The sequence below is a fragment of the Nocardioides flavus (ex Wang et al. 2016) genome (assembly GCF_014653115.1).
GTDB lineage: Bacteria > Actinomycetota > Actinomycetes > Propionibacteriales > Nocardioidaceae > Nocardioides > Nocardioides flavus.
Genome location: NZ_BNAD01000001.1, coordinates 249,384 through 267,861, shown reverse-complemented (window position 1 = coordinate 267,861; position 18,478 = coordinate 249,384). Strand labels below are relative to the sequence as shown.

General features: G+C 72.5%; 20 protein-coding genes. 8 read left to right on the top strand and 12 right to left on the bottom strand.

Features of this window, described 5'->3' with window-relative positions; genetic code table 11:
• Window positions 1-23 precede the first annotated feature (23 nt).
• The 3 genes from IE200_RS01315 to IE200_RS01305 form a co-directional block, all read right to left on the bottom strand.
• Window positions 24-857 (bottom strand): DUF4097 family beta strand repeat-containing protein, encoded by an 834-nt coding sequence (locus tag IE200_RS01315; protein WP_191277550.1) that lies wholly within the window; start codon window positions 855-857, stop codon window positions 24-26.
• Between the two features lie 99 nt (window positions 858-956).
• A complete protein-coding gene (locus IE200_RS01310) occupies window positions 957-1,505 on the bottom strand; it encodes a toxin-antitoxin system HicB family antitoxin (RefSeq protein WP_229855943.1) in 549 nt (182 codons plus the stop codon).
• A gap of 129 nt (window positions 1,506-1,634) precedes the next feature.
• Window positions 1,635-5,183 (bottom strand): (Fe-S)-binding protein, encoded by a 3,549-nt coding sequence (locus IE200_RS01305; protein ID WP_308432982.1) that lies wholly within the window; start codon window positions 5,181-5,183, stop codon window positions 1,635-1,637.
• 93 nt (window positions 5,184-5,276) lie between these two features.
• Between IE200_RS01305 and IE200_RS01300 the strand changes: the two genes are divergently transcribed.
• From IE200_RS01300 to IE200_RS01290, 3 genes are read left to right on the top strand one after another with little or no spacing between them, the layout of a single operon-like run.
• A complete protein-coding gene (locus tag IE200_RS01300; protein WP_191277548.1) occupies window positions 5,277-5,558 on the top strand; it encodes a hypothetical protein in 282 nt (93 codons plus the stop codon).
• Window positions 5,555-5,854, top strand: coding sequence for a hypothetical protein (locus IE200_RS01295; RefSeq protein WP_191277547.1), 300 nt, complete (start codon window positions 5,555-5,557; stop codon window positions 5,852-5,854). The genes IE200_RS01300 and IE200_RS01295 overlap by 4 nt, the downstream gene beginning before the upstream one ends.
• 2 nt (window positions 5,855-5,856) lie before the next feature.
• Window positions 5,857-6,069 carry a hypothetical protein gene (locus IE200_RS01290; RefSeq protein WP_191277546.1) on the top strand — a complete coding sequence of 71 codons (213 nt, stop codon included), beginning with the start codon at window positions 5,857-5,859 and terminating at the stop codon, window positions 6,067-6,069.
• 28 nt (window positions 6,070-6,097) lie between these two features.
• On the opposite strand, the gene IE200_RS01285 is transcribed toward IE200_RS01290, so the two are convergent.
• Window positions 6,098-6,235 (bottom strand): hypothetical protein, encoded by a 138-nt coding sequence (locus tag IE200_RS01285; protein ID WP_191277545.1) that lies wholly within the window; start codon window positions 6,233-6,235, stop codon window positions 6,098-6,100.
• 163 nt (window positions 6,236-6,398) lie between these two features.
• Here IE200_RS01285 and IE200_RS01280 point away from each other — a divergent pair, with 163 nt between their 5' ends.
• The gene (locus IE200_RS01280; protein WP_191277544.1) at window positions 6,399-6,929 is read left to right on the top strand and encodes a class F sortase; all 531 of its coding nucleotides are present in this window, start codon (window positions 6,399-6,401) and stop codon (window positions 6,927-6,929) included.
• Here the strand turns inward: IE200_RS01280 and IE200_RS01275 are convergent.
• Both IE200_RS01275 and IE200_RS01270 read right to left on the bottom strand, forming a co-directional pair.
• Window positions 6,901-7,668, bottom strand: a complete 768-nt coding sequence (locus IE200_RS01275; protein WP_191277543.1) for an IclR family transcriptional regulator — start codon at window positions 7,666-7,668, stop codon at window positions 6,901-6,903. The two genes, IE200_RS01280 and IE200_RS01275, sit on opposite strands and share 29 nt — an antisense overlap.
• A gap of 13 nt (window positions 7,669-7,681) precedes the next feature.
• The gene (locus IE200_RS01270) at window positions 7,682-8,287 is read right to left on the bottom strand and encodes a hypothetical protein (RefSeq protein ID WP_191277542.1); all 606 of its coding nucleotides are present in this window, start codon (window positions 8,285-8,287) and stop codon (window positions 7,682-7,684) included.
• 150 nt (window positions 8,288-8,437) lie between these two features.
• On the opposite strand from IE200_RS01270, the gene hutH reads away from it, so the two are divergent.
• Window positions 8,438-9,997 (top strand): histidine ammonia-lyase, encoded by a 1,560-nt coding sequence (hutH, locus tag IE200_RS01265; protein WP_191277541.1) that lies wholly within the window; start codon window positions 8,438-8,440, stop codon window positions 9,995-9,997.
• Window positions 9,994-11,703, top strand: a complete 1,710-nt coding sequence (gene hutU / locus IE200_RS01260; protein ID WP_191277540.1) for a urocanate hydratase — start codon at window positions 9,994-9,996, stop codon at window positions 11,701-11,703. Before hutH ends, hutU begins: the two co-directional genes overlap by 4 nt.
• A gap of 149 nt (window positions 11,704-11,852) precedes the next feature.
• Here hutU and IE200_RS01255 read toward each other — a convergent pair whose 3' ends face one another.
• Window positions 11,853-13,142 (bottom strand): aminoglycoside phosphotransferase family protein, encoded by a 1,290-nt coding sequence (locus IE200_RS01255; protein ID WP_191277539.1) that lies wholly within the window; start codon window positions 13,140-13,142, stop codon window positions 11,853-11,855.
• A 100-nt stretch (window positions 13,143-13,242) separates the two neighbouring features.
• Between IE200_RS01255 and IE200_RS01250 the strand changes: the two genes are divergently transcribed.
• A complete protein-coding gene (locus tag IE200_RS01250) occupies window positions 13,243-14,271 on the top strand; it encodes a M48 family metallopeptidase (RefSeq protein ID WP_191277538.1) in 1,029 nt (342 codons plus the stop codon).
• A 68-nt stretch (window positions 14,272-14,339) separates the two neighbouring features.
• Here IE200_RS01250 and IE200_RS01245 read toward each other — a convergent pair whose 3' ends face one another.
• The 4 genes from IE200_RS01245 to IE200_RS01230 form a co-directional block, all read right to left on the bottom strand.
• Entirely contained in the window at window positions 14,340-14,483 is a 144-nt protein-coding gene (locus IE200_RS01245; RefSeq protein ID WP_165355940.1) for a hypothetical protein, read from the bottom strand.
• Window positions 14,484-14,630: 147 nt separating this feature from the next.
• Complete coding sequence (locus IE200_RS01240) at window positions 14,631-15,500, bottom strand: HpcH/HpaI aldolase/citrate lyase family protein (protein WP_191277537.1); 870 nt, start codon at window positions 15,498-15,500, stop codon at window positions 14,631-14,633.
• Entirely contained in the window at window positions 15,493-16,578 is a 1,086-nt protein-coding gene (locus IE200_RS01235) for an HpcH/HpaI aldolase/citrate lyase family protein (protein WP_191277536.1), read from the bottom strand. The genes IE200_RS01240 and IE200_RS01235 overlap by 8 nt, the downstream gene beginning before the upstream one ends.
• A gap of 72 nt (window positions 16,579-16,650) precedes the next feature.
• Window positions 16,651-17,169 (bottom strand): DnaJ family domain-containing protein, encoded by a 519-nt coding sequence (locus tag IE200_RS01230; RefSeq protein ID WP_191277535.1) that lies wholly within the window; start codon window positions 17,167-17,169, stop codon window positions 16,651-16,653.
• Between the two features lie 162 nt (window positions 17,170-17,331).
• On the opposite strand from IE200_RS01230, the gene IE200_RS01225 reads away from it, so the two are divergent.
• The gene (locus IE200_RS01225; protein WP_191277534.1) at window positions 17,332-17,583 is read left to right on the top strand and encodes a PspC domain-containing protein; all 252 of its coding nucleotides are present in this window, start codon (window positions 17,332-17,334) and stop codon (window positions 17,581-17,583) included.
• A 225-nt stretch (window positions 17,584-17,808) separates the two neighbouring features.
• On the opposite strand, the gene IE200_RS01220 is transcribed toward IE200_RS01225, so the two are convergent.
• Window positions 17,809-18,405, bottom strand: a complete 597-nt coding sequence (locus IE200_RS01220; protein WP_191277533.1) for a nitroreductase family protein — start codon at window positions 18,403-18,405, stop codon at window positions 17,809-17,811.
• Between the last annotated feature and the right edge of the window lie 73 nt (window positions 18,406-18,478).

The following is an 18,478-nucleotide window of genomic DNA, read 5'->3' as shown; positions in this document are numbered from 1 at the left end:
TCGTCTTCTCGTGGAGTGGTCGGTCAGCTCTGGTGGAGGGTGACGTCGCCGGAGGCGGTGGTGGCGCGCACCTCGAGGTAGGGCTGGTCGGGGGCAGGCTCGCCGGTGCCGGCGAGGGTCGAGGTGAGCCGTCCGCTGGCGGTGCGGACGTCGGTCCACACGGGGGTGCCGGGCACCACCCCGATCCGTACGTCGCCGCTGGCGGTCTTGGCGGTGATGCGACCGGCCGCGACCTCGTCGACCACCAGGTCGCCGGATCCGGTGGTGAAGACCGCCTCGCTGCCGAGTGACAGCACCCGGGCGTCGCCCGAGCCGGTCTTGACCGCGAGGTCGTCGCGCGCGGACTCGACGCGTACGTCGCCGCTGCCCGTGGTGACGACCAGGGCGGACTCGGCGCGGCGGACGACGACGTCGCCGGAGCCGGACTTGAGGTGGGCCTCGCCGACGAGGTGCTCGGCGACGACGTCGCCGGACCCGGTCTGCACGACCGCGTCGCCCTCGACCACGTCGAGGCTGACGTCGCCCGAGCCGCTGTCGACGCGGATGTCGGAGGTCCGGCCGTGGACGGCGACGTCGCTGCTGCCGACCTTGACCTGCAGGCCGCTGGCGACGGGCACCTCGACGACGACCTCGGCGCGCGGGTCCCGGCCGAGGAAGCCGCCGGAGCGTGGCGGGGCGATGATCGCGATCCGGTCGCCCAGGTCGCGGACGTCGAACTCCTCGGCGCGGTCGCCGGTGATCCGGACGGTCGTCTCCGTGGTGTCGGTGGCCGTCACGTCGACGAGGCCGCGACCGTTCTCGACATAGAGGTCGATCGGCTCGGGGGTGTCGAAGCTGAGGTCGAGCTGGCTGTTCACGATGGTCTCCAGTCGGGTCCGGGGTGTGCTCGTCCGACGGGCCGGCCGGTACCGGTCCGCTGCGTGCGGTGGATGGGTGAGGTGGTGCTCGGTGGGTGGCTACTGCCAGCCGGTCATCCGGCGGCTGCCCTTCCCCTGCGTGCGCTGGCCCGCGAACGGGTCGTAGCCCACGAAGGGGACGCTGCTCAGGTCGAGGTCGACGGTGATCGCGTGCTCGCTGGTCGCGGCCCGGACCACGCCGACCAGCCAGGTGTTGAGGCTCTGCCCGGCTGCCGCGGCCCGCTCCTCGGCTCGCGCCTTGACGGCCTCCGGGATCCGCAGGGTGATGCGGGCCAGGTCGCCGTCCTCGTCCTCGGGGGGTGCGGGCGGCGCCGGCGGCGGGGGAGCGGCGGGGATCGCCGCGGGCGGCGCCACCTCGACGACGAAGTCGAGCTCGCGGCCGACCAGCCGGACGTCCACGCTGCCCTCCGGCAGCTCTGCCGTGATCTCGGCCGCCGCGTGGGAGATCGCCTCCATCAGCGCCAGCCGGGCGCTCGGGTCCAGTGCGTACGCCAGCCGCTCGGCCGCCTGCTTGAGCTCGTCGCTGCCGGCCTCGGCAGCGGCCACCAAGTCCCGGCGGAGGCTGTCGACGTACGGAGTGATGTCCATGTGCACCATCGTGACACCACTGTGATGTCATGTCAACGCCGACGTGATGTCATCTGGTGTCGCCGTGACGTCACCATGGTCAGACGAACCCGCACCGATCGGTGCGGGTTCGTCTGACGCTGTCGCCTGTCAGAGGTCGAAGAGCGAGCCCGAGCCGTCGATGTCGGCGTCCGTACGCGGGGTGTGCGCGGGGGCGTCGGAGGCGGCCGGTGCCGGGGCGGTCTTCTCCCCTGCCTCCTGCTCTCTCGTCGCCTCCCGCTCTTCCTCGGCGGGCGCGTCGTCCGCGTCGAGGATGGTGTCGGGGTCCTCGGTCTCCGACGGCTCACCGAACGTCGCGGCCTGGCTCAGGTCGGCGCCGCTCGGCGGTGCCGCCGCGACCTCGGCCTCCGGCTCGGGTGCGGCCTCCGGCTCGGCGGCGGACTCCTGCTCGGCCTCCCGCTCGACTGCCGGTGCGGCGGGAGCTGCCGGAGCAGCCGTGGCCGCAGGGGCCTCGATGTCGAAGAGCGAACCCATGGCGCTGATGTCGACGTCCGTGCTCGGCGTGGACGCCGCGCCGCCTGCGGACGGCGCCTCGTCCGCGGCCTGCGGCTCCGGCTCGACGGCAGGCGCGGGCGTCGGCGCCGCAGCTTCCTCCGATGCGGGCTCGGTCGCAGGCTCGGGCTCGAGCGTCACGTCCGGAACGGGCGCCGGCTCCTCGGCCGGTGCCTCCAGGTCGAACAGCGATCCCAGGCTCGACAGGTCGGCGTCGGTCGCCGGGGTCGAGGTCGTGCCAGTGGACGCCGGCGCCTCGGAGGGTGCTTCGGCGGCCGGCGCGGGGGACGCGGTCTCGGGCTCGGCCTGCGCGACAGGCTCGGCGACGGGCTCGGAAGCGGGCGGCGCAGCAGGCTTGGCCGCAGCAGCCGGCTCGGGCGCCGCGATGTCGAACAGCGACCCACCGCCGAGGTCGGTGGCGGGCGCCGGGGCCGGCGCGTCTGCTGCGGGGGCGGGCGCCTTGGCCGCGGTTGACGGAGCCGGCTCCGGCTCGGGCGTCCCGAGGTCGAAGAGCGAGCCGCCGCCGCCGAGGTCGGTCGACCCCGCCGGCTTGTCCTCAGACGCGGCCGGAGCAGCCGGAGCAGCCGGCTCGGGCGCCGGCGCCGCCTCCGGAGCCGGGGTGTCGAAGAGCGAGCCCGACTCGGCTGGCTTGGCAGGGGCAGAGGCCTCCTCGGGCGCCGGGGTGTCGAAGAGCGAGCCCGACTCTGCCGGCTTGGCAGGAGCGGGAGCCTCCTCGGGCGCGGGGGTGTCGAACAGCGACGAGCCTCCGGAGGCCTTCGCGGCCGGGCCGACGTCGGCGGTCTCGGTGACCGTGTCCTCGGTGACGGTGACGTCACCGGCCTCCGGCTCGTCCTTGGTGGCGACGTCCGTGGCGGTTGCGGTGGCGGTGGCAGTTGACGCAGCGGCGGCGGCCGGGGCTGCGGCGGGCGACGACCCCGGCGCGGCCTTGGTCGCCTGCTCGCCCTTGACCGACGCGAGCAGCATCTGCGCGACGTCGAGGACCTCGACCTCCTCGCGGGCCTCGCCCTTGCTCTGCTGCATCGTGAGACCGTCGGAGAGCATCACGCGGCAGAAGGGGCAGCCGACGGCGATCTGGTCGGCGCCGGTGCCGACGGCCTCCTTGGTGCGGTTCATGTTGATCCGCTCACCGAGGTTCTCCTCCATCCACATGCGTGCGCCACCGGCGCCGCAGCAGAAGGACTTCTCGGAGTTGCGCTCCATCTCGACGAAGTCGGCGCCCGGCAGCACCTGCAGCAGCTCGCGCGGGGGCTCGTACACCTGGTTGTGGCGACCGAGGTAGCACGGGTCGTGGTAGGTGATCGAGCGCTTCGCCGCACCCGCGCCGTCCTTGACGGGCGTCAGCCTGCCCTCGCGCACGAGGCGGTTGAGCAGCTGGGTGTGGTGGACGACCTCGAGCTCGATGCCGAAGTCCTTGTACTCGTTCTTGAGCGTGTTGAAGCAGTGGGCGCAGGTCGAGACGACCTTCTTGACCTTGTACTCCTGGAAGGTCTCCACGTTCTGCTGGGCGAGGCCCTGGAAGACGAACTCGTTGCCGGCGCGGCGGGCGGGGTCACCCGTGCAGGTCTCGCCGTTGCCGAGCACGCCGAAGGTCACGCCGGCCATGTCGAGCAGCTCGGCGACCGCGCGCGTCGTCTTCTTGGCGCGGTCCTCGTACGCCCCGGCGCAGCCGACCCAGAAGAGCCAGTCGACCGACTCGAGGGACTCGAGGTCCTCGCCGACGACGGGCACCTCGAAGTCGAGGCCCTTGGCCCAGTCCATGCGGGCCGAGGCCGACATGTTCCACGGGTTGCCCTTGTTCTCGAGGCCCTTGAAGAGCTGGTTCAGCTCGGCGGGGAAGTTGGACTCGACGAGCAGCTGGTAGCGCCGCATGTCCATGATGTGGTCGACGTGCTCGATGTCGACGGGGCACTGCTGGACGCAGGCGCCGCACGACGTGCAGCTCCAGAGCACGTCCTCGTCGATCACGAAGTCGCCGTCGGCGGGGTTGTAGAAGTAGTCGAGGACGTCCGTTCCCGACCCGGCGCTCTCGCCCTTGGAGCCGACGCCGACGAGCTCGCGCTCGGCGTGGGCCTCGACACCGTCCGCCTTGGCGTACGCGTGGTCGCGCAGGCTGGTGATCAGCAGCTTGGGCGACAGCGGCTTCTCGGTGTTCCACGCGGGGCACTGCGACTGGCAGCGGCCGCACTCGGTGCAGGTGGTGAAGTCGAGGATGCCCTTCCACGAGAAGTCCTCGACCTTGCCCGCGCCGAGGACCGAGTCCTCGTCGAGGTCGTCGAGGTCGTCGAGCGTGACGGGCTTGCCGGCCGAGGTCAGCGGCTTCATCGCACCGAGGGCGGTGGAGCCGTCGTCCTCACGCTTGAAGTAGATGTTGAACCAGGCGGTGAAGCGGTGCCACGCGATGCCCATCGTGATGTTGCGGGCGATCACCATCAGCCAGATCATCGCCAGCGAGATCTTGAACGCGGCGATGGCGTAGATCGTGTTCTCGAGCGTCGCGGTGTCGTTGGAGTAGAACGCGTCGCCGATCCACGAGGCGATCGGGTAGTGGCTGCGCCCGGCGTCCTCGTCGAGCTTCCACTCGGCGGCCCGCACGAAGAGGATCGCGGCGCCCTCGAGCAGCGCGAGCGCCTCGACGAAGTAGGCCTGCCAGAAGTTCGAGCCGAAGAAGCGCGAGCGGCGCCCCTCGGAGCGCGGGTGGTGCTTCTGGCGGTAGACGATCAGGTAGACGATGCCGACGGTGCTGAGCAGGCCGATCAGCTCGCTGAACCACTCGTACGGGTACCAGTGGCCGATGAGCGGCCACGCGAAGGACGGTTCGAAGAGCTGGAAGTACGCCGCCAGCACGGCCGTGCTGAGGAAGAGGAACGCCGCGTAGACGAACCAGTGCATGATGCCGACCCAGTGCCACTGCAGCATCCGGGTGTGGAGGAAGGTCTCCTTGAGCATCGTCGCCGCTCGACCGCCGGGGTTGCCGGTGCGTCCGGCGTCCGGCTGGCCGGACCGGATCACGCCCAGCATCCGCCGTACGGCCGGCACCAGCATGGCGATGGCAACGGCGGTCAGGGCGAACGAGACGACGATCGCGAAGATCTGCATGTGGGGGTGCTCCTCGGTCGGGGCGTACAAGCCCGCAGCCTAGGTCCGCCGATCGTGCCGGCGGCAGGGCTCTGCGGCGTGAGATGGATCCTACCCGCAGGTAACTTGGATCGGTGAGGCGTCGTGCCTCAGTTCACGATCGCGACGCACACGCCGGGATTCCATCCCGACGGATCGATCAACCCCGCGCACCTCCGCACCGACCCCGACTCGGCGTTCTTCTGGTCGGGTCGCACCGACAACGTCGGCGGCGCCGAGGTGGCCGGACGGCTCGGGGAGGATCTCCGGCCGGGCAACGTGTGGGAGCCCCGCGAGCTCGACGCGCTGAAGGACAATCCTGAGGTGACCCGGATCGTGAGGGTCGATCCGAGGACCGGAGAGACGGAAGTGTTGTGGGAGCGATGACCGACGATGAGCTGAGCGCCGGCGTGCTGACCTACCTGCAGAAGGGGCGGGCCGCCTCGCCCCGTGCCGACGAGGAGGCGTGCGCCGCCGCGGCGGTCGGGCGCGAGCCGGTCCTCCTGGTCATGGAGGTGAAGGGCCTCGTCGAGGAGTCGTTGGCGATCAGCATCGACTGGGACTCCACCTCGCTGGGCGATGCCGGGCGACGGGTGGCCGCCGAGATGCAGGCCCGACACCCGGAGCTGTCACCGGAGGCCGTCGACGCGCTGGCCTGGAACTTCACCTTCGTGTGGCGCTGACCGTGGACTCCGACCAGAAGGTCGCCGTCCTCCTGTCCGCACTGGGCAAGCTGCCGCCTCACCGCGGCGTCACCTTCCGGGGGCGCACCCTGGGGTCGGAGTTCGGCGGCGAGGGCCAGGTGGTCGTCACCCGGGAGCTCACCGCCACGTCACGGTCCGTGGCGGTGGCGACCGAGAACTTCACCGTCCCCGCTCTCCACGTCGTCATCGCGTGACGCACGGCGCGACGGCGTGCCTCGCGGCTCAGCCCCGTCGTACGTCGCTCACCCTCCCGCCGCGCGACAGCTCGACGTTGATCAGCACTCGCTTCTTCCCCGGTGCCTTCGCGCAGTAGGTGAGCTCGCGTCCGAGCCGCTGCCACGGCTGGCCCACGCGGCGCATCAGCGCGCGGGAACGACGACCACCCGTGGCGGGTCACGCGGCCCAAGGGCGCGTCAAGGCTTCTCCCACGTTCGTCGAAGAACCGTGCCGGAGCGCGCGCACCGGCGTAGCCTCCGAGCACGGGCGTGGGGCCCGTGCTGGAGTGCGGATCGAGGGGTGTCGGATGCGCAGGTTGGTCGTGGCCGTCCTGGCCGCTCTCGTCGTGGCCGTCGGTCTGGGGTCCGCGCCGGCCGGTGCCGGCCCGGTGACGACCGTCGAGCGCGAGGCCGCGCTCGGACGCCTCTCGATCCCGGCGATCGGCGTCAACGCGGGGATCATCCCCGTCGGGGTGACGAAGGCGGGACACCTCGCGATCGGCCGCAGCGTCCGTGACGTCTACCGCTGGAAGCACGGCGTCCTCCCCGGCCAGCAGGGAAGCGCCGTGCTCGCCGGCCACACCTGGTCCAAGGGCCCCGGCGTCTTCGACAACCTCGGCAGGCTGCGCCCGGGCAACATCGTCGTCGTGGGTGAGAACCGCTTCGAGGTGACCCGCGTCCGCAAGGTGACGGGGATGTCGCGCCAGGCCGTCGCCGGTCTCTTCAGCGACCGCGGCAAGCCCCGGCTCGTGCTCATCACCTGCGGGGACCGCAACGACCTGACCGGCGTCTACCGCACCCGCATCATCGTCAACGCACGACTCGTGCGCCGCCGCTGACCCGGCGCGTCAGCCGCTCGGCGGTGGCCTTCACCTCCGCCACCACGCGCGCGTCGGCGGTCCCGACCTCGCCCGGGAACGTCACCGCGACGCCGGCCACCGGGTGCCCGTTGTGGTCGAGCACCGCCGCGGCGACGCTGCGCAGCCCGGGCGTCACCTCGCCCTCCTCGGTGGCGTGGCCGCGCTGCCGCGTGGCGGACAGGACCGTACGCAGGGCGCTGAGGGAGGTGGGCCCCTTGCCGTGGCGGTCGACGAACGCGGACCGGTCGGGATAGAGCGCGCGCACCTGGCTCGCCGGCAGCGCGGCCAGGATGGCGCGCCCCGACGCGGTGAGGTGGGCCGGCAGGCGTACGCCGACGTCGGTGACCAGCGGCGGTCGCCCCGGGGCGCGTTCCTCGACCACGTAGAGCACGTCGCGCCCGTGCAGCACCGCCAGGTGCGCGCCGTGCCCCGTACGGTCGACGAGCTCGGCGAGGGGCCTGCGGGCGAGGCGGGCGAGCGGCTCCTGGCGCGTGAAGCCGCTGCCCACCTCGAAGGCGGCGACGCCGAGGCCGTAGCGGTGCTCGTCGGGCAGGTGCACGACGAAGCCCTCGTCGATCATCGTGTTGAGCAGGTGGTAGGCCGTGCTGCGCGGCAGCTCGCACGCCCGCACGATCCGGTCGAGCGGGACCGGGTCGGCCTGTGTCGCGAGGAACCGGAGCACCCGCAGCGTGCGGGTCGCCGCCGGGACCTGGCTCACCGGTGTGGACCCGTCAGGACTTGTCGGAGTCCTTGCTGAACCACCCGCCGCCGTCGTCCGTGCGCTCGATCGGCCTGCCCGGCATCTCCTGGGCGCCCGGCGTGCGACGGGGCAGCTGCGGGCTCTGGTCGGTCGCACGCGTGGCTGTCGGCGCGTCGGTCCCGGTGGGGGTGTCGGTGGGTGTGTCGGTCTGCGCGGGCGCTGCGGCAGCCGGCTCCGGCTCGGTGTTGACCTCCGAGGGCGGGGTGGGCTGCTGGTCGGCGGTGCCGGCGACCTGGGGCTCGTAGTCGTCGGCCTTGTGGTCCACGCGCGGGTCGAGGCGGTCGGCGTCACGCACCTGCGCCTCGTGCTCGGCCTCGGCGTGCGAGGCCTCCACCTCCGCGGCCCGGGCCTCGGCCTCGGCGCGCTCGGCGGCCGCGCGGGCCTCCGCGGCGCGGGCCTCGGCCTCGGCGGCCCGGTCCTGCGCCTCGGGCAGGGTGCTCTGTGCCTGGCTGGCGGCCTGGGCGCGGACGGCCTCTGCCTGCGCGATCTCGGACTCGCGCTTCTTGCGCTGGGCGAAGAACGCGGCACCGCCGAGCACGACGGCGGCGATGACGATGACGATGATGAGCGTGGTCACGTGGGTCTCCTACGACAGGGGAGTGCCCAGTCTGGCACCACTGTCGGTGCTGTCCAGCGTCTTCACCCGAACGGGGGAAGTCTCGTATTCCAGACCGAAGGAGGCGGGAGCGTCTGGTGGGACGTCGGGCCGCGGGAGTTTCATGAAGTCATGCAGAGCATCCAGTCCATCCGCACCGAGGTCGGCGTGGGCGTCGGCCCCGTCTCGTTCGACGACGTCGTCCGGGTCGCCCGCGGCGGCGCACCGGTCGAGCTGACGCCCGAGGCGTTGACGGCCATCGACCGGGCGCGCGGCGTCGTCGAGGCGCTGGCCGCGGGCGAGACCCCGACCTACGGCGTCAGCACCGGCTTCGGTGCACTCGCCACACGGCACATCCCGACCGAGATGCGTGCCCAGCTCCAGCGCTCTCTCGTACGCTCGCACGCCGCCGGCTCGGGGCCCGAGGTCGAGCGCGAGGTGGTCCGCGCGCTCATGCTGCTGCGACTCTCGACCCTGGCGACCGGACGCACCGGCATCCGCCGCGAGACCGCGCAGCTGATGGCCGACCTGCTCTCCCACGGCATCACGCCCGTGGTGCACGAGTACGGCTCGCTCGGCTGCTCCGGTGACCTCGCGCCGCTGTCGCACTGCGCGCTCGCGCTGATGGGTGAGGGCGACGTACGCGACGCCTCCGGCCGGCTCCTCCCCGCATCAGAGGCGCTCGCCGCGGCCGGCCTCGCCCCGGTCGAGCTCGGTGCCAAGGAGGGCCTCGCCCTGATCAACGGCACCGACGGGATGCTCGGCATGCTCGTCATGGCGATCGCCGACCTGCGGATGCTGCTGCGCACCGCCGACGTCGCGGCCGCGATGAGCGTCGAGGGCCAGCTCGGCACCGACCGGGTCTTCGCCCCCGAGCTGCAGGCCATCCGGCCGCACCCCGGCCAGGCGCTGTCGGCGGCGAACCTGACCGCCCTCATGGCCGGCTCGGCGATCGTGGCCTCGCACCGCACCGGCGACTGCAACCGCGTGCAGGACGCCTACTCCCTGCGCTGCTCGCCGCAGGTGCACGGCGCCGCCCGCGACACCGTCGAGCACGCCGCGACCGTCGCGGGCCGCGAACTGGCCAGTGCGGTCGACAACCCGGTCGTGATGGGCGACAGCGTCGAGTCCAACGGCAACTTCCACGGGGCGCCGGTCGCCTACGTCCTCGACTTCCTCGCGATCGTCGCTGCCGACGTGGCCTCGATCAGCGAGCGGCGCACCGACCGGTTCCTCGACAAGGCCCGCAACCACGGGCTGCCCCCGTTCCTGGCCGACGACCCCGGTGTCGACAGTGGACACATGATCGCCCAGTACACCCAGGCCGCGATCGTGTCCGAGCTCAAGCGTCTCGCCGTCCCGGCGTCCGTGGACTCGATCCCCTCCAGCGCCATGCAGGAGGACCACGTGTCGATGGGGTGGAGCGCCGCTCGCAAGCTGCGCCGCTCCGTCGACGGCCTGTCCCGCGTCGTGGCCGTGGAGGTCCTCACCGCGGCCCGCGCCCTCGACCTGCGGGCGCCGCTCACGCCGTCGCCCGCCACCGGTGCGGTCGTCGACCTGCTCCGCAGCAACGGCGTCGCAGGCCCCGGCCCCGACCGCCATCTCTCGCCCGAGATCGAGGCCGCCGTCGGCCTCGTCCAGTCCGGCGCGGTCCTCGCCGCCGCCGAGTCCGTGATCGGAGAACTGAAGTGAACGCCGAGACCAACCCCCGCCTGCCCATCCACGCCGCCACCGGCACCGCGCTGACCGCGAAGTCGTGGCAGACCGAGGCGCCGCTGCGGATGCTGATGAACAACCTCGACCCCGACAACGCCGAGAACCCCGCCGACCTCGTCGTCTACGGCGGCACCGGCAAGGCGGCGCGCAGCTGGGAGGCGTACGACGCCATCGTCCGCTCCCTGCGCGACCTCGAGGACGACGAGACGCTGCTCGTGCAGTCCGGCAAGCCGGTCGGCATCATGCGCACCCACCAGTGGGCGCCGCGGGTGCTGATCGCCAACTCCAACCTCGTCGGCGACTGGGCCGACTGGGAGGAGTTCCGCCGGCTCGAGGACCTCGGCCTGACGATGTACGGCCAGATGACCGCCGGCTCGTGGATCTACATCGGCACCCAGGGCATCCTCCAGGGCACCTTCGAGACCTTCGCCGCGGTCGCGGACAAGAAGTTCGGCGGGACGCTGGCCGGCACGATCACGGTCACCGCCGGGCTCGGCGGGATGGGCGGCGCGCAGCCGCTGGCGGTCACCATGAACGACGGCGTCGCGATCTGCGTCGAGTGCGACCAGCACCGCATCGACCGTCGCCTCGAGACCCGCTACCTCGACGTCCAGGCCCGCGACCTCGACCACGCGGTCGAGCTGGCGCTGCAGGCGCGCGACGAGCGACGGGGCCTCTCGATCGGCCTGCTGGGCAACGCCGCCGTGGTGCTGCCCGAGCTGCTCGAGCGCCACCTCGCGCGGGTCGACGCCGGTGACGGTCCCCTCGTCGACATCGTCACCGACCAGACGTCGGCGCACGACCCGCTCTACTACCTGCCTGCCGACACGGCGTTCGAGGACTGGGACCGCGAGCGCACGCAGGACCCCCGCGGCTTCACCAAGCGCGCCCAGGAGTCGATGGCGACCCACGTCCGCGCGATGGTCGAGCTCCAGGACGCCGGCGCCGAGGTCTTCGACTACGGCAACTCCATCCGTGACGAGGCCCGAAAGGGCGGCTACGACCGCGCGTTCGAGTTCCCCGGCTTCGTCCCCGCCTACATCCGCCCGCTCTTCTGCGAGGGCAAGGGCCCCTTCCGCTGGGCCGCGCTGTCCGGCGACCCCGCCGACATCGCCGCGACCGACCGGGCGATCAAGGAGCTCTTCCCGGCCGACGAGAAGCCGGAGTACGCCCGCCTCCACACGTGGCTCGACATGGCGGCCGAGCGCGTGCAGTTCCAGGGCCTGCCGGCGCGCATCTGCTGGCTGGGCTACGGCGACCGCGCGAAGGCGGGCGCCCGGTTCAACGAGATGGTCGCCAGTGGCGAGCTGTCGGCGCCGATCGTGATCGGGCGCGACCACCTCGACTGCGGATCGGTCGCCTCGCCCTACCGGGAGACCGAGGCCATGCTCGACGGCTCCGACGCCATCGCCGACTGGGCCATCCTCAACGCCCTGGTCAACACGGCGTCGGGCGCGACGTGGGTGTCGTTCCACCACGGCGGCGGCGTCGGCATCGGCCGCTCGCTCCACGCCGGCCAGGTGACGGTCGCCGACGGCACCGAGCTCGCCGCGGAGAAGATCGAGCGGGTGCTGACCAACGACCCGGGCATGGGCGTGATCCGCCACGTCGACGCGGGCTACGAGCGCGCGATCGAGGTCGCGGAGGAGCGCGGCGTACGGGTGCCGATGCGCGAGGGCTGACGGCCAGCTCGCCGCCGCACGTGGGGCGCATCTGGCCCCCGATCGGGGCTTCCGGCGCGCCGGACGACCAGAAGCAGGCGTTGCGGCCGGAGCCACGTGTGACCACGTGGCCCAAGGTCAGGTTGTGGTCGTCCGACACGCGCGAGCGGTCACCGCACCCGTGCGATCACCTCGCGCGTGAACCGCAGCACGACCCCCTCGAAGTCGCCGACGCCGTCCTCGGCCGCCGCCGCGATCTGGGCGAAGGTGACGCTCTGGAAGACCAGGTCGGCCAGCGGCGCGAGCTCGAGCGCGCGGTCGACGTCGGCGTCCGGGAACGCGTCGCGCCACGGACCGGCGTACGCCTGCAGCACCCGTTCCGCCTCGCCCTCGCCGGTGCCGTACCAGTCGAGCACGCGCGCCAGGTGGCTGCCGTCGAGGAACGGGTGGCTCACGCAGCCGTCCGTCCAGTCGAAGATCCGCACCTCGCTCCCGTCGTAGGCGACGTTGCCGGGGTGCAGGTCGCCGTGGGAGAGGGTGTCGGGGATCCCGCAGGCCGACAGCTCGCGCACCAGCGCCTCGGCGCGCGCGGTGGCGGCCGGCAGCTCCTGCCGCTCGGCGTCGGTGAGCCGGGCCAGCTCGGGACTGGTGGCCAGGACGGCGCGCCACCCCTCGAGCGTCGCCTCCAGTCCCCGCTCGGGGCAGCCCGCAGCGCGCAGCTCGTCGAGCCAGTCGAGTGCCGCCACCTGGGCCCGCGCCCACGCAGGTGCGGCCGCGTCGACCGCGCCCTCGGCCCGGTCGCTGTCGGCCGCGCCACGCAGAGGCTCCATGAGCAGCCAGCCGGCCTCGTCGTCGGTCGCGACCAGCCCGGGCACGAGCTCGCCGATGCGCCGGGCGAGGCGGTGCACGATGGCCGCCTCGGCGACGAAGTGGTCGCAGCACGCCTTGAACCACAGCGCCCCGCGGTCCGTCGGGACCTCGAGGACCGCCGAGATGCTCCAGACCCGGTGCGTACGGAGCGGACCGGTGCGCCGGCGACCGGTCGCGGACAGCTGCCGGTCCACCCACGCCTCGACGCGGTCGTGCCAGCCCGGGCGGAACCAGTCCGGACGTCGCGGAGGGGCCACGCCGGCGTACTGCTCGAGAGCCAGCCGGACCGGCGAGCGCCACGGCTCGGGCAGGTCGTCGGCCCGTCGCCACACGGCACCCGCGGGTGCAGCGCCACGCAGGGCGAGGACGTGCAGCCGGTCGGGCCGGTCGTCGGAGTCCTCCGGAGGCAGCGTCACGACCGGCGCCAGGTGCACCCCGGGCCCGGCCAGGGTGGTGGCGTACGCCGTGGGGTCGGGCCCGTCGTCGTCCTCGAGGTCCTGCACGAAGCGCGGCAGCGACCCGTCAGCGGCCAGCAGGACGGCGTCGTCGCGGACGAGGGCGACGTGGTGGGTGCGCTGCGGGCCGGCCATGCCGAGAATGATGGTCGCGGGGCGACTGATCGGCACCCGAATTCGCCGTCGTGGGCCCGAACCGGCGACAGCCGGTGGTCGCATGCGTCAGGATCCCCCCATGGCATCGGGGGAGAAGAGGCCGGCGCGCTCGCGCGTCGTGCTGACGGACATCAGCTCGCGGGCGTGGGAGCACCCCGCCGACAAGGGCGCGCTGGTCGCGCTGCGCAAGCTCAAGGGCTTCGACGTGCTGCTGAAGACCATGTCGGGGGTCTTCCGGGAGCGGGCGTGGCGCCTCACGCTGCTCGGGTCGGCCGTACGCGTCGACGAGCGGCAGTTCGCACGGCTGCACCGGCTGCTTGCCGAGGTCGGGCAGAGCCTCGACGCCACCGACCTGCCGGAGATGTACGTCCAGGCCGACCCCACGCTCGGTGCGATGACGATCGGGATGGACCGGCCGGTCATCGTGCTGTCGTCGGGCCTCGTGCACCACCTCGACGACGACGAGCTGCGCTTCGTCATCGGTCACGAGCTCGGCCACGCCATCAGCGGCCACGCCATCTATCGCACGCTCTTGATGCGCCTGCTCGGGCTCGGGGGCCTGCTCAACGCGATCCCCGGCGGCGCCATCGGCATCCGGATGGTCACCGTCGGACTGTTGGAGTGGTCGCGCAAGGCCGAGCTGTCGGCCGACCGCGCCGGACTGCTGGCCAGCCAGGACCCGACGGCGGCGCTGCGCACGCACATGAAGCTCGCCAGCGGCGGGACCCTCGAGGAGCTCGACGTCACCTCGTTCCTCTCGCAGGGGGCGGAGTACGACGAGGGCGGCGACGTGCGCGAGTCGCTCATCAAGCTCTCGCTGCTCCAGCAGCAGAGCCACCCCTTCGCCGTGGTGCGCGCCACCGAGCTGCGGCGCTGGACTGACTCCGGCGCCTACACCGCGATCCTCGGCGGCGACTACCCGCGCCGCGCCGACGACGACAGCGCCTCGGTGAGCGACGCCGCGCAGGAGGCTGCCGCGAGCTATGCGCTGGCCTTCGAGCGGACCCAGGACACCCTCGGCCGGCTGGTCCACGACCTGGCCGGGTGGATGGGGACGGCCAGCACCTGGCTCAACGACCGATTCCGCCGCGGGAGCGAGAGCGCCTGACCCGCTCCCGTCACGCAGTCGGGCCCCGGACACCAGCGGTGTCCGGGGCCCGATGCAGGCACTCAGTGCTACCAGACCCGACGGCTGGAGCCCCCGATCGGGACGAAGTTGAGGACCAGGCCGACGACGATCAGGATGATGCCGATGGTGGTCAGGATGCTCTGGGGCAGCAGGAGCCCGAGGATGAGCAGGATCAGTCCGAGGACAATCATGGGGTGTGCCTCCTAGGTGATGCGGCCGGCCCACGGTGGGCTGCGGTCGCCTCACTCTGCCGCCCGCGGGGGGCTTTGGAAAGCCGGGATCCCCCCTGCGGGTGAAGATTTGTCCATCCTCTGTCCAAGGGGGTGGGACGGCAGCGGTCAGTCGCTGCCCAGCGCCAGGATCGCCTCGTGGATCTGGAGGGTCCGGCGCGCCGACTCGACGTGCAGGTTCTCCACCATCTTGCCGTTGTGGGTCACGACTCCGGCGCCCTTGCCCTCCTCCCAGGCCGCGACGAGGCCGCGCGCGTCCTCGACGGCCTGCTCGCTCGGGGCGAAGGCCGCGTTGGCGCCCTCGACCTGGCCGGGGTGGATGAGGGTCTTGCCGTCGAAGCCCATCTGGCGTCCCTGCTCGCACTCGGCGAGGAAGCCCTCGGTGTCCTTGACGTCGTTGTAGACGCCGTCGATCACCGCGATGCCGGCGGCGCGGCCGGCGAGGAGGGCGGTGTGCAGGCTGGGCAGGATCGGGGCGCGGCCGGGGACGTGCTCGGCGTACAGCTCCTTGACGAGGTCGTTCGTGCCGATGACGAAGGCGCCGAGGCGCTGCGAGGCGCGGGCGATCTCGAGCGCGGACAGGATCGCGACGGGCGTCTCGACCATCGCCCACAGCATCGTGTGGTCGGGGGCGCCGGCCTTCTCCATCGCGGTCACGAGCTGCCCGACCTGCTCGGCGCTGTCGACCTTGGGCACCACGATCGCGGCCGGCCCGGCCTGGCTCGCGGCGACGATGTCGGCGTCGTGCCACTCGGTGCCGATGCCGTTGACGCGGATGGTGACCGTACGCCGGCCGTACTCGCCGCCGGCGGCCGCGGCGGCCGCCGCCTCGCGAGCGGCGGGCTTGGCGTCGGGGGCGACGGCGTCCTCGAGGTCGAGGATCAGGCCGTCGCAGGCGATGGACTTCGCCTTCTCCAGCGCCCGCTCGTTGGAGCTGGGCATGTAGAGGACGGAGCGGAGGGGGGTGAACTCAGACATCGGACACCTCGATCGCGTCGTACTGCTCCTTGAGCTCCGGATCGATCGCGGCGAGCTCGTCGGCGAGGGCGACCATCACCTGGCACTGCTTGACCGAGGCGTCGTCCTCCATCTTGCCGTCGATCATCACCGCGCCGGTGCCGTCGCCCATGGCGGCGATGACCCGCCGGGCGTGCGCGACGTCCTCGACGCTGGGGGAGAAGACCTTGTTGGCGATCTTGATCTGAACCGGGTGCAGGCTCCACGCCCCGACGCAGCCGAGGAGGAACGCGTTGCGGAACTGGTCCTCGCACGCGACCGTGTCCTTGATGTCGCCGAACGGCCCGTAGTAGGGGTAGATCCCGTGCATCGCGCACGCGTCGACCATGCGGGCGATCGTGTAGTGCCACAGGTCCTGCTGGTACGTCGTGCGCTGGGCGTCGTACTGCGGCACGCCGAGGTCGTCGCGCTGCGGGTCCTGGCGGACGAGGTAGCCGGGGTGGCCGCCGCCCACGCGGGTGGTCTTCATGCGGCGGTCGGCGGCGAGGTCGGCCGGGCCGAGCGAGAGGCCCTGCATGCGCGGGCTGGCCGCGCAGATCTCCTCGATGTTGGCCACGCCGCGGGCGGTCTCGAGGATCGCGTGAACGAGGATCGGCCGGGTGAGGCCGGCCTTGGCCTCGAGCTGGGCGAGCAGGCGGTCGACGTAGTGGATGTCCTCGGCGCCTTGGACCTTCGGCACCATGATCACGTCGAGCTTGTCGCCGATGGCGGGGACGAGCGTGGTGAGGTCGTCGAGGACCCACGGGCTGTCGAGCGAGTTGATCCGCGTCCAGAACTGGGTGGGCCCGAAGTCGGTCGCCTTCCCGATGTCGACCAGGCCCTGGCGCGACTTCTCCTTGTTCTCCGCCTTGACGGCGTCCTCGAGGTTCCCGAGCAGGACGTCGACGGTGCCGACCATGTCGGGGACCTTGGCCGCCATCTTCTCGTTGCCCGGATCGAAGAAGTGGATGGCGCGGCTGGGGCGGGCCGGGATCTCACGCGGCGGAGCAGGAGCACCGACGGCGAGGGGCGCGAAGAAGTCCTTGGCGGGTCTCGTCATGGTGCGCAAACTACCGCCGCGCAGGCGGGGGTGGATATGACGCATGTCTCGCGCCACCACCGGCCCGTACGCTCAGCGCGCACGCCTGCGCCACCACCCGGACCGGGTGCGTGGTGCCGGCTCGGCAGCGGCGCGAGCCGCGCGCTGCGCCTCGATCCGGGTCGTACGCCGGCGCGTCCAGGCCTCGACCTCGGCGTCCACGTCGCGCGTCGGCGTGATCACCGGCGGACCGCCCTGCAGCTGGCGCCGGGTCTCCACGACGCGCTTGTTGAAGTCCTCGAGCTCGCGGCGCACCTCGCGCTCGACGGTGATCGCGTCGAGCCGGTCGTCGAGCTCGGCGTCCTCCTTGCGCAGCGCGATGGCGGGCGGCAGGAGGGCGATGTTCTCCCGCTCGACGAGCTTCTTCACCCACCAGTCGGGGTCGTGCTCGGCGCCGAGGTCCTCGATCGGCTTGCCCTGTCCGGGCAGGTCGTCGAAATCACCGCGCTCCATCGCCTGGCGCACCTGCAGGTCGACCCAGCTGGCCTGTTGGGCGATCCGGGCGGCCGCGGCGGAGCGCCCGGTGCGTTCGTCGCGCTCGTGCTCCGGCATCACGATCACCTCCGTGCTCCCAGCCTAGGTCGGGCCCGGAGGCCGGGCCACACCTCGGGGTGGGACCGGGGGAGATCCCCATGGCGCGGAGACCGGGGGCGAGGCACGCTGGAGGCAGCACCGACCGCACCTGACGATCGGACCCGACACGGAGGACCACCCATGGACAACGTCCGCGCCGCCCTCGCCCGGCAGGGCTTCGTACGCTCCTCGGACCGGGGCATCCTGGGCGGTGTCTGCGCCGGCATCGGGCGCCGCTTCGGCCTCGGGCCATGGGTCTCGCGGCTGTTCTTCCTCGTGCTCCTGATGGTGCTGCCGGGCAGCCAGTTCCTGGTCTACCCGGTGCTGTGGTTCCTGATGCCGAGCGACGACAGCGTCATCGCCGCGTCCCACGCCCCTCGTCCGATGCGCTGAGGGTCGGGCGTACCCCGCCCCGGCACCCCAGGCTGGCACCACAGTGTCCGCGCTTCCGGGGTGGCGGCAGATTGCGACTTGGGACGCTGGTTGCGTGCGATGTGCCGCCACCAAAAGGGGTGGCCTACGACGACCCCGTCGGGCGGTCGCCGAAAGCTGCGTCGGCGAGGGCCGACGGCCTGACCGCCGCTCCACCAGGTGCGTGCCGCGCTCGAGCCGCTGCGCTCACCAGCGCCCGCGGTGCACGACGTCCGTACGCCGCTCGCGCCGCGACGGTGACCCCGGCGCACCCGTGTCGGCGACGCGGTGGCCGACGGTGATCGCACCGACCGGCGCGTGGGTGTCGGGGACGCCGAACGCCTGCCGGAAGGTCTCGACGTGCTCGCCCGGGATGCCGAAGAAGCAGGCCCCGAGGCCCTCGTCGACGGACGTCTGGAGGATGAGCAGGGACGCCATGCCGGCGTCGACGAACCAGTAGGGGACGGGCCAGCGGTCCTCGCTGCGGTCGGTCCAGCCCTTGTCCGGCTGCGCGTAGCGGTCGAGGTAGGCGTCCCTGCTCGCCAGCGGGACGATCACCACCGGTGCCGTGCGCATCCCGTCGACCCAGGCGTTGCGGGCGCCGGGGGCGGCTCCGGTGGACTCCCAGAACAGCGCGACGTCGGCAGCAGTGTCGAGCACCAGGAACGCCCACCCCTGCGTGAAGCCGGCGTTGGGGGCGCGCTGGGCGTGCTCGAGCATCCGGTCTACGACGGCCGGGTCCACCGGGGTGTCGGCGTAGCGGCGCACCATGCGGCGGCGGCGGACGACCTCGCGGAACTCCATGGCCCCATCATGGCGGTCTCGGATCCGAGACGACTCGCCCTGTGCGCTCGTTGACCCCGCCGGCCGGTCCCGG

Coding starts and splice junctions, on each gene's coding strand:
- IE200_RS01310 (WP_229855943.1), bottom strand. CDS start 1,505: ATGGACATCACTCCGTACGTCGACAGCCTCCGCCGGGACTTGGTGGCC.
- IE200_RS01235 (WP_191277536.1), bottom strand. CDS start 16,578: ATGACGAGACCCGCCAAGGACTTCTTCGCGCCCCTCGCCGTCGGTGCT.
- IE200_RS01255 (WP_191277539.1), bottom strand. CDS start 13,142: ATGGCCGGCCCGCAGCGCACCCACCACGTCGCCCTCGTCCGCGACGAC.
- IE200_RS01230 (WP_191277535.1), bottom strand. CDS start 17,169: ATGCCGGAGCACGAGCGCGACGAACGCACCGGGCGCTCCGCCGCGGCC.
- hutH (WP_191277541.1), top strand. CDS start 8,438: ATGCAGAGCATCCAGTCCATCCGCACCGAGGTCGGCGTGGGCGTCGGC.
- IE200_RS01280 (WP_191277544.1), top strand. CDS start 6,399: ATGCGCAGGTTGGTCGTGGCCGTCCTGGCCGCTCTCGTCGTGGCCGTC.
- IE200_RS01295 (WP_191277547.1), top strand. CDS start 5,555: ATGACCGACGATGAGCTGAGCGCCGGCGTGCTGACCTACCTGCAGAAG.
- IE200_RS01250 (WP_191277538.1), top strand. CDS start 13,243: ATGGCATCGGGGGAGAAGAGGCCGGCGCGCTCGCGCGTCGTGCTGACG.
- IE200_RS01285 (WP_191277545.1), bottom strand. CDS start 6,235: ATGCGCCGCGTGGGCCAGCCGTGGCAGCGGCTCGGACGCGAGCTCACC.
- IE200_RS01245 (WP_165355940.1), bottom strand. CDS start 14,483: ATGATTGTCCTCGGACTGATCCTGCTCATCCTCGGGCTCCTGCTGCCC.
- IE200_RS01240 (WP_191277537.1), bottom strand. CDS start 15,500: ATGTCTGAGTTCACCCCCCTCCGCTCCGTCCTCTACATGCCCAGCTCC.
- IE200_RS01220 (WP_191277533.1), bottom strand. CDS start 18,405: ATGGAGTTCCGCGAGGTCGTCCGCCGCCGCCGCATGGTGCGCCGCTAC.
- IE200_RS01225 (WP_191277534.1), top strand. CDS start 17,332: ATGGACAACGTCCGCGCCGCCCTCGCCCGGCAGGGCTTCGTACGCTCC.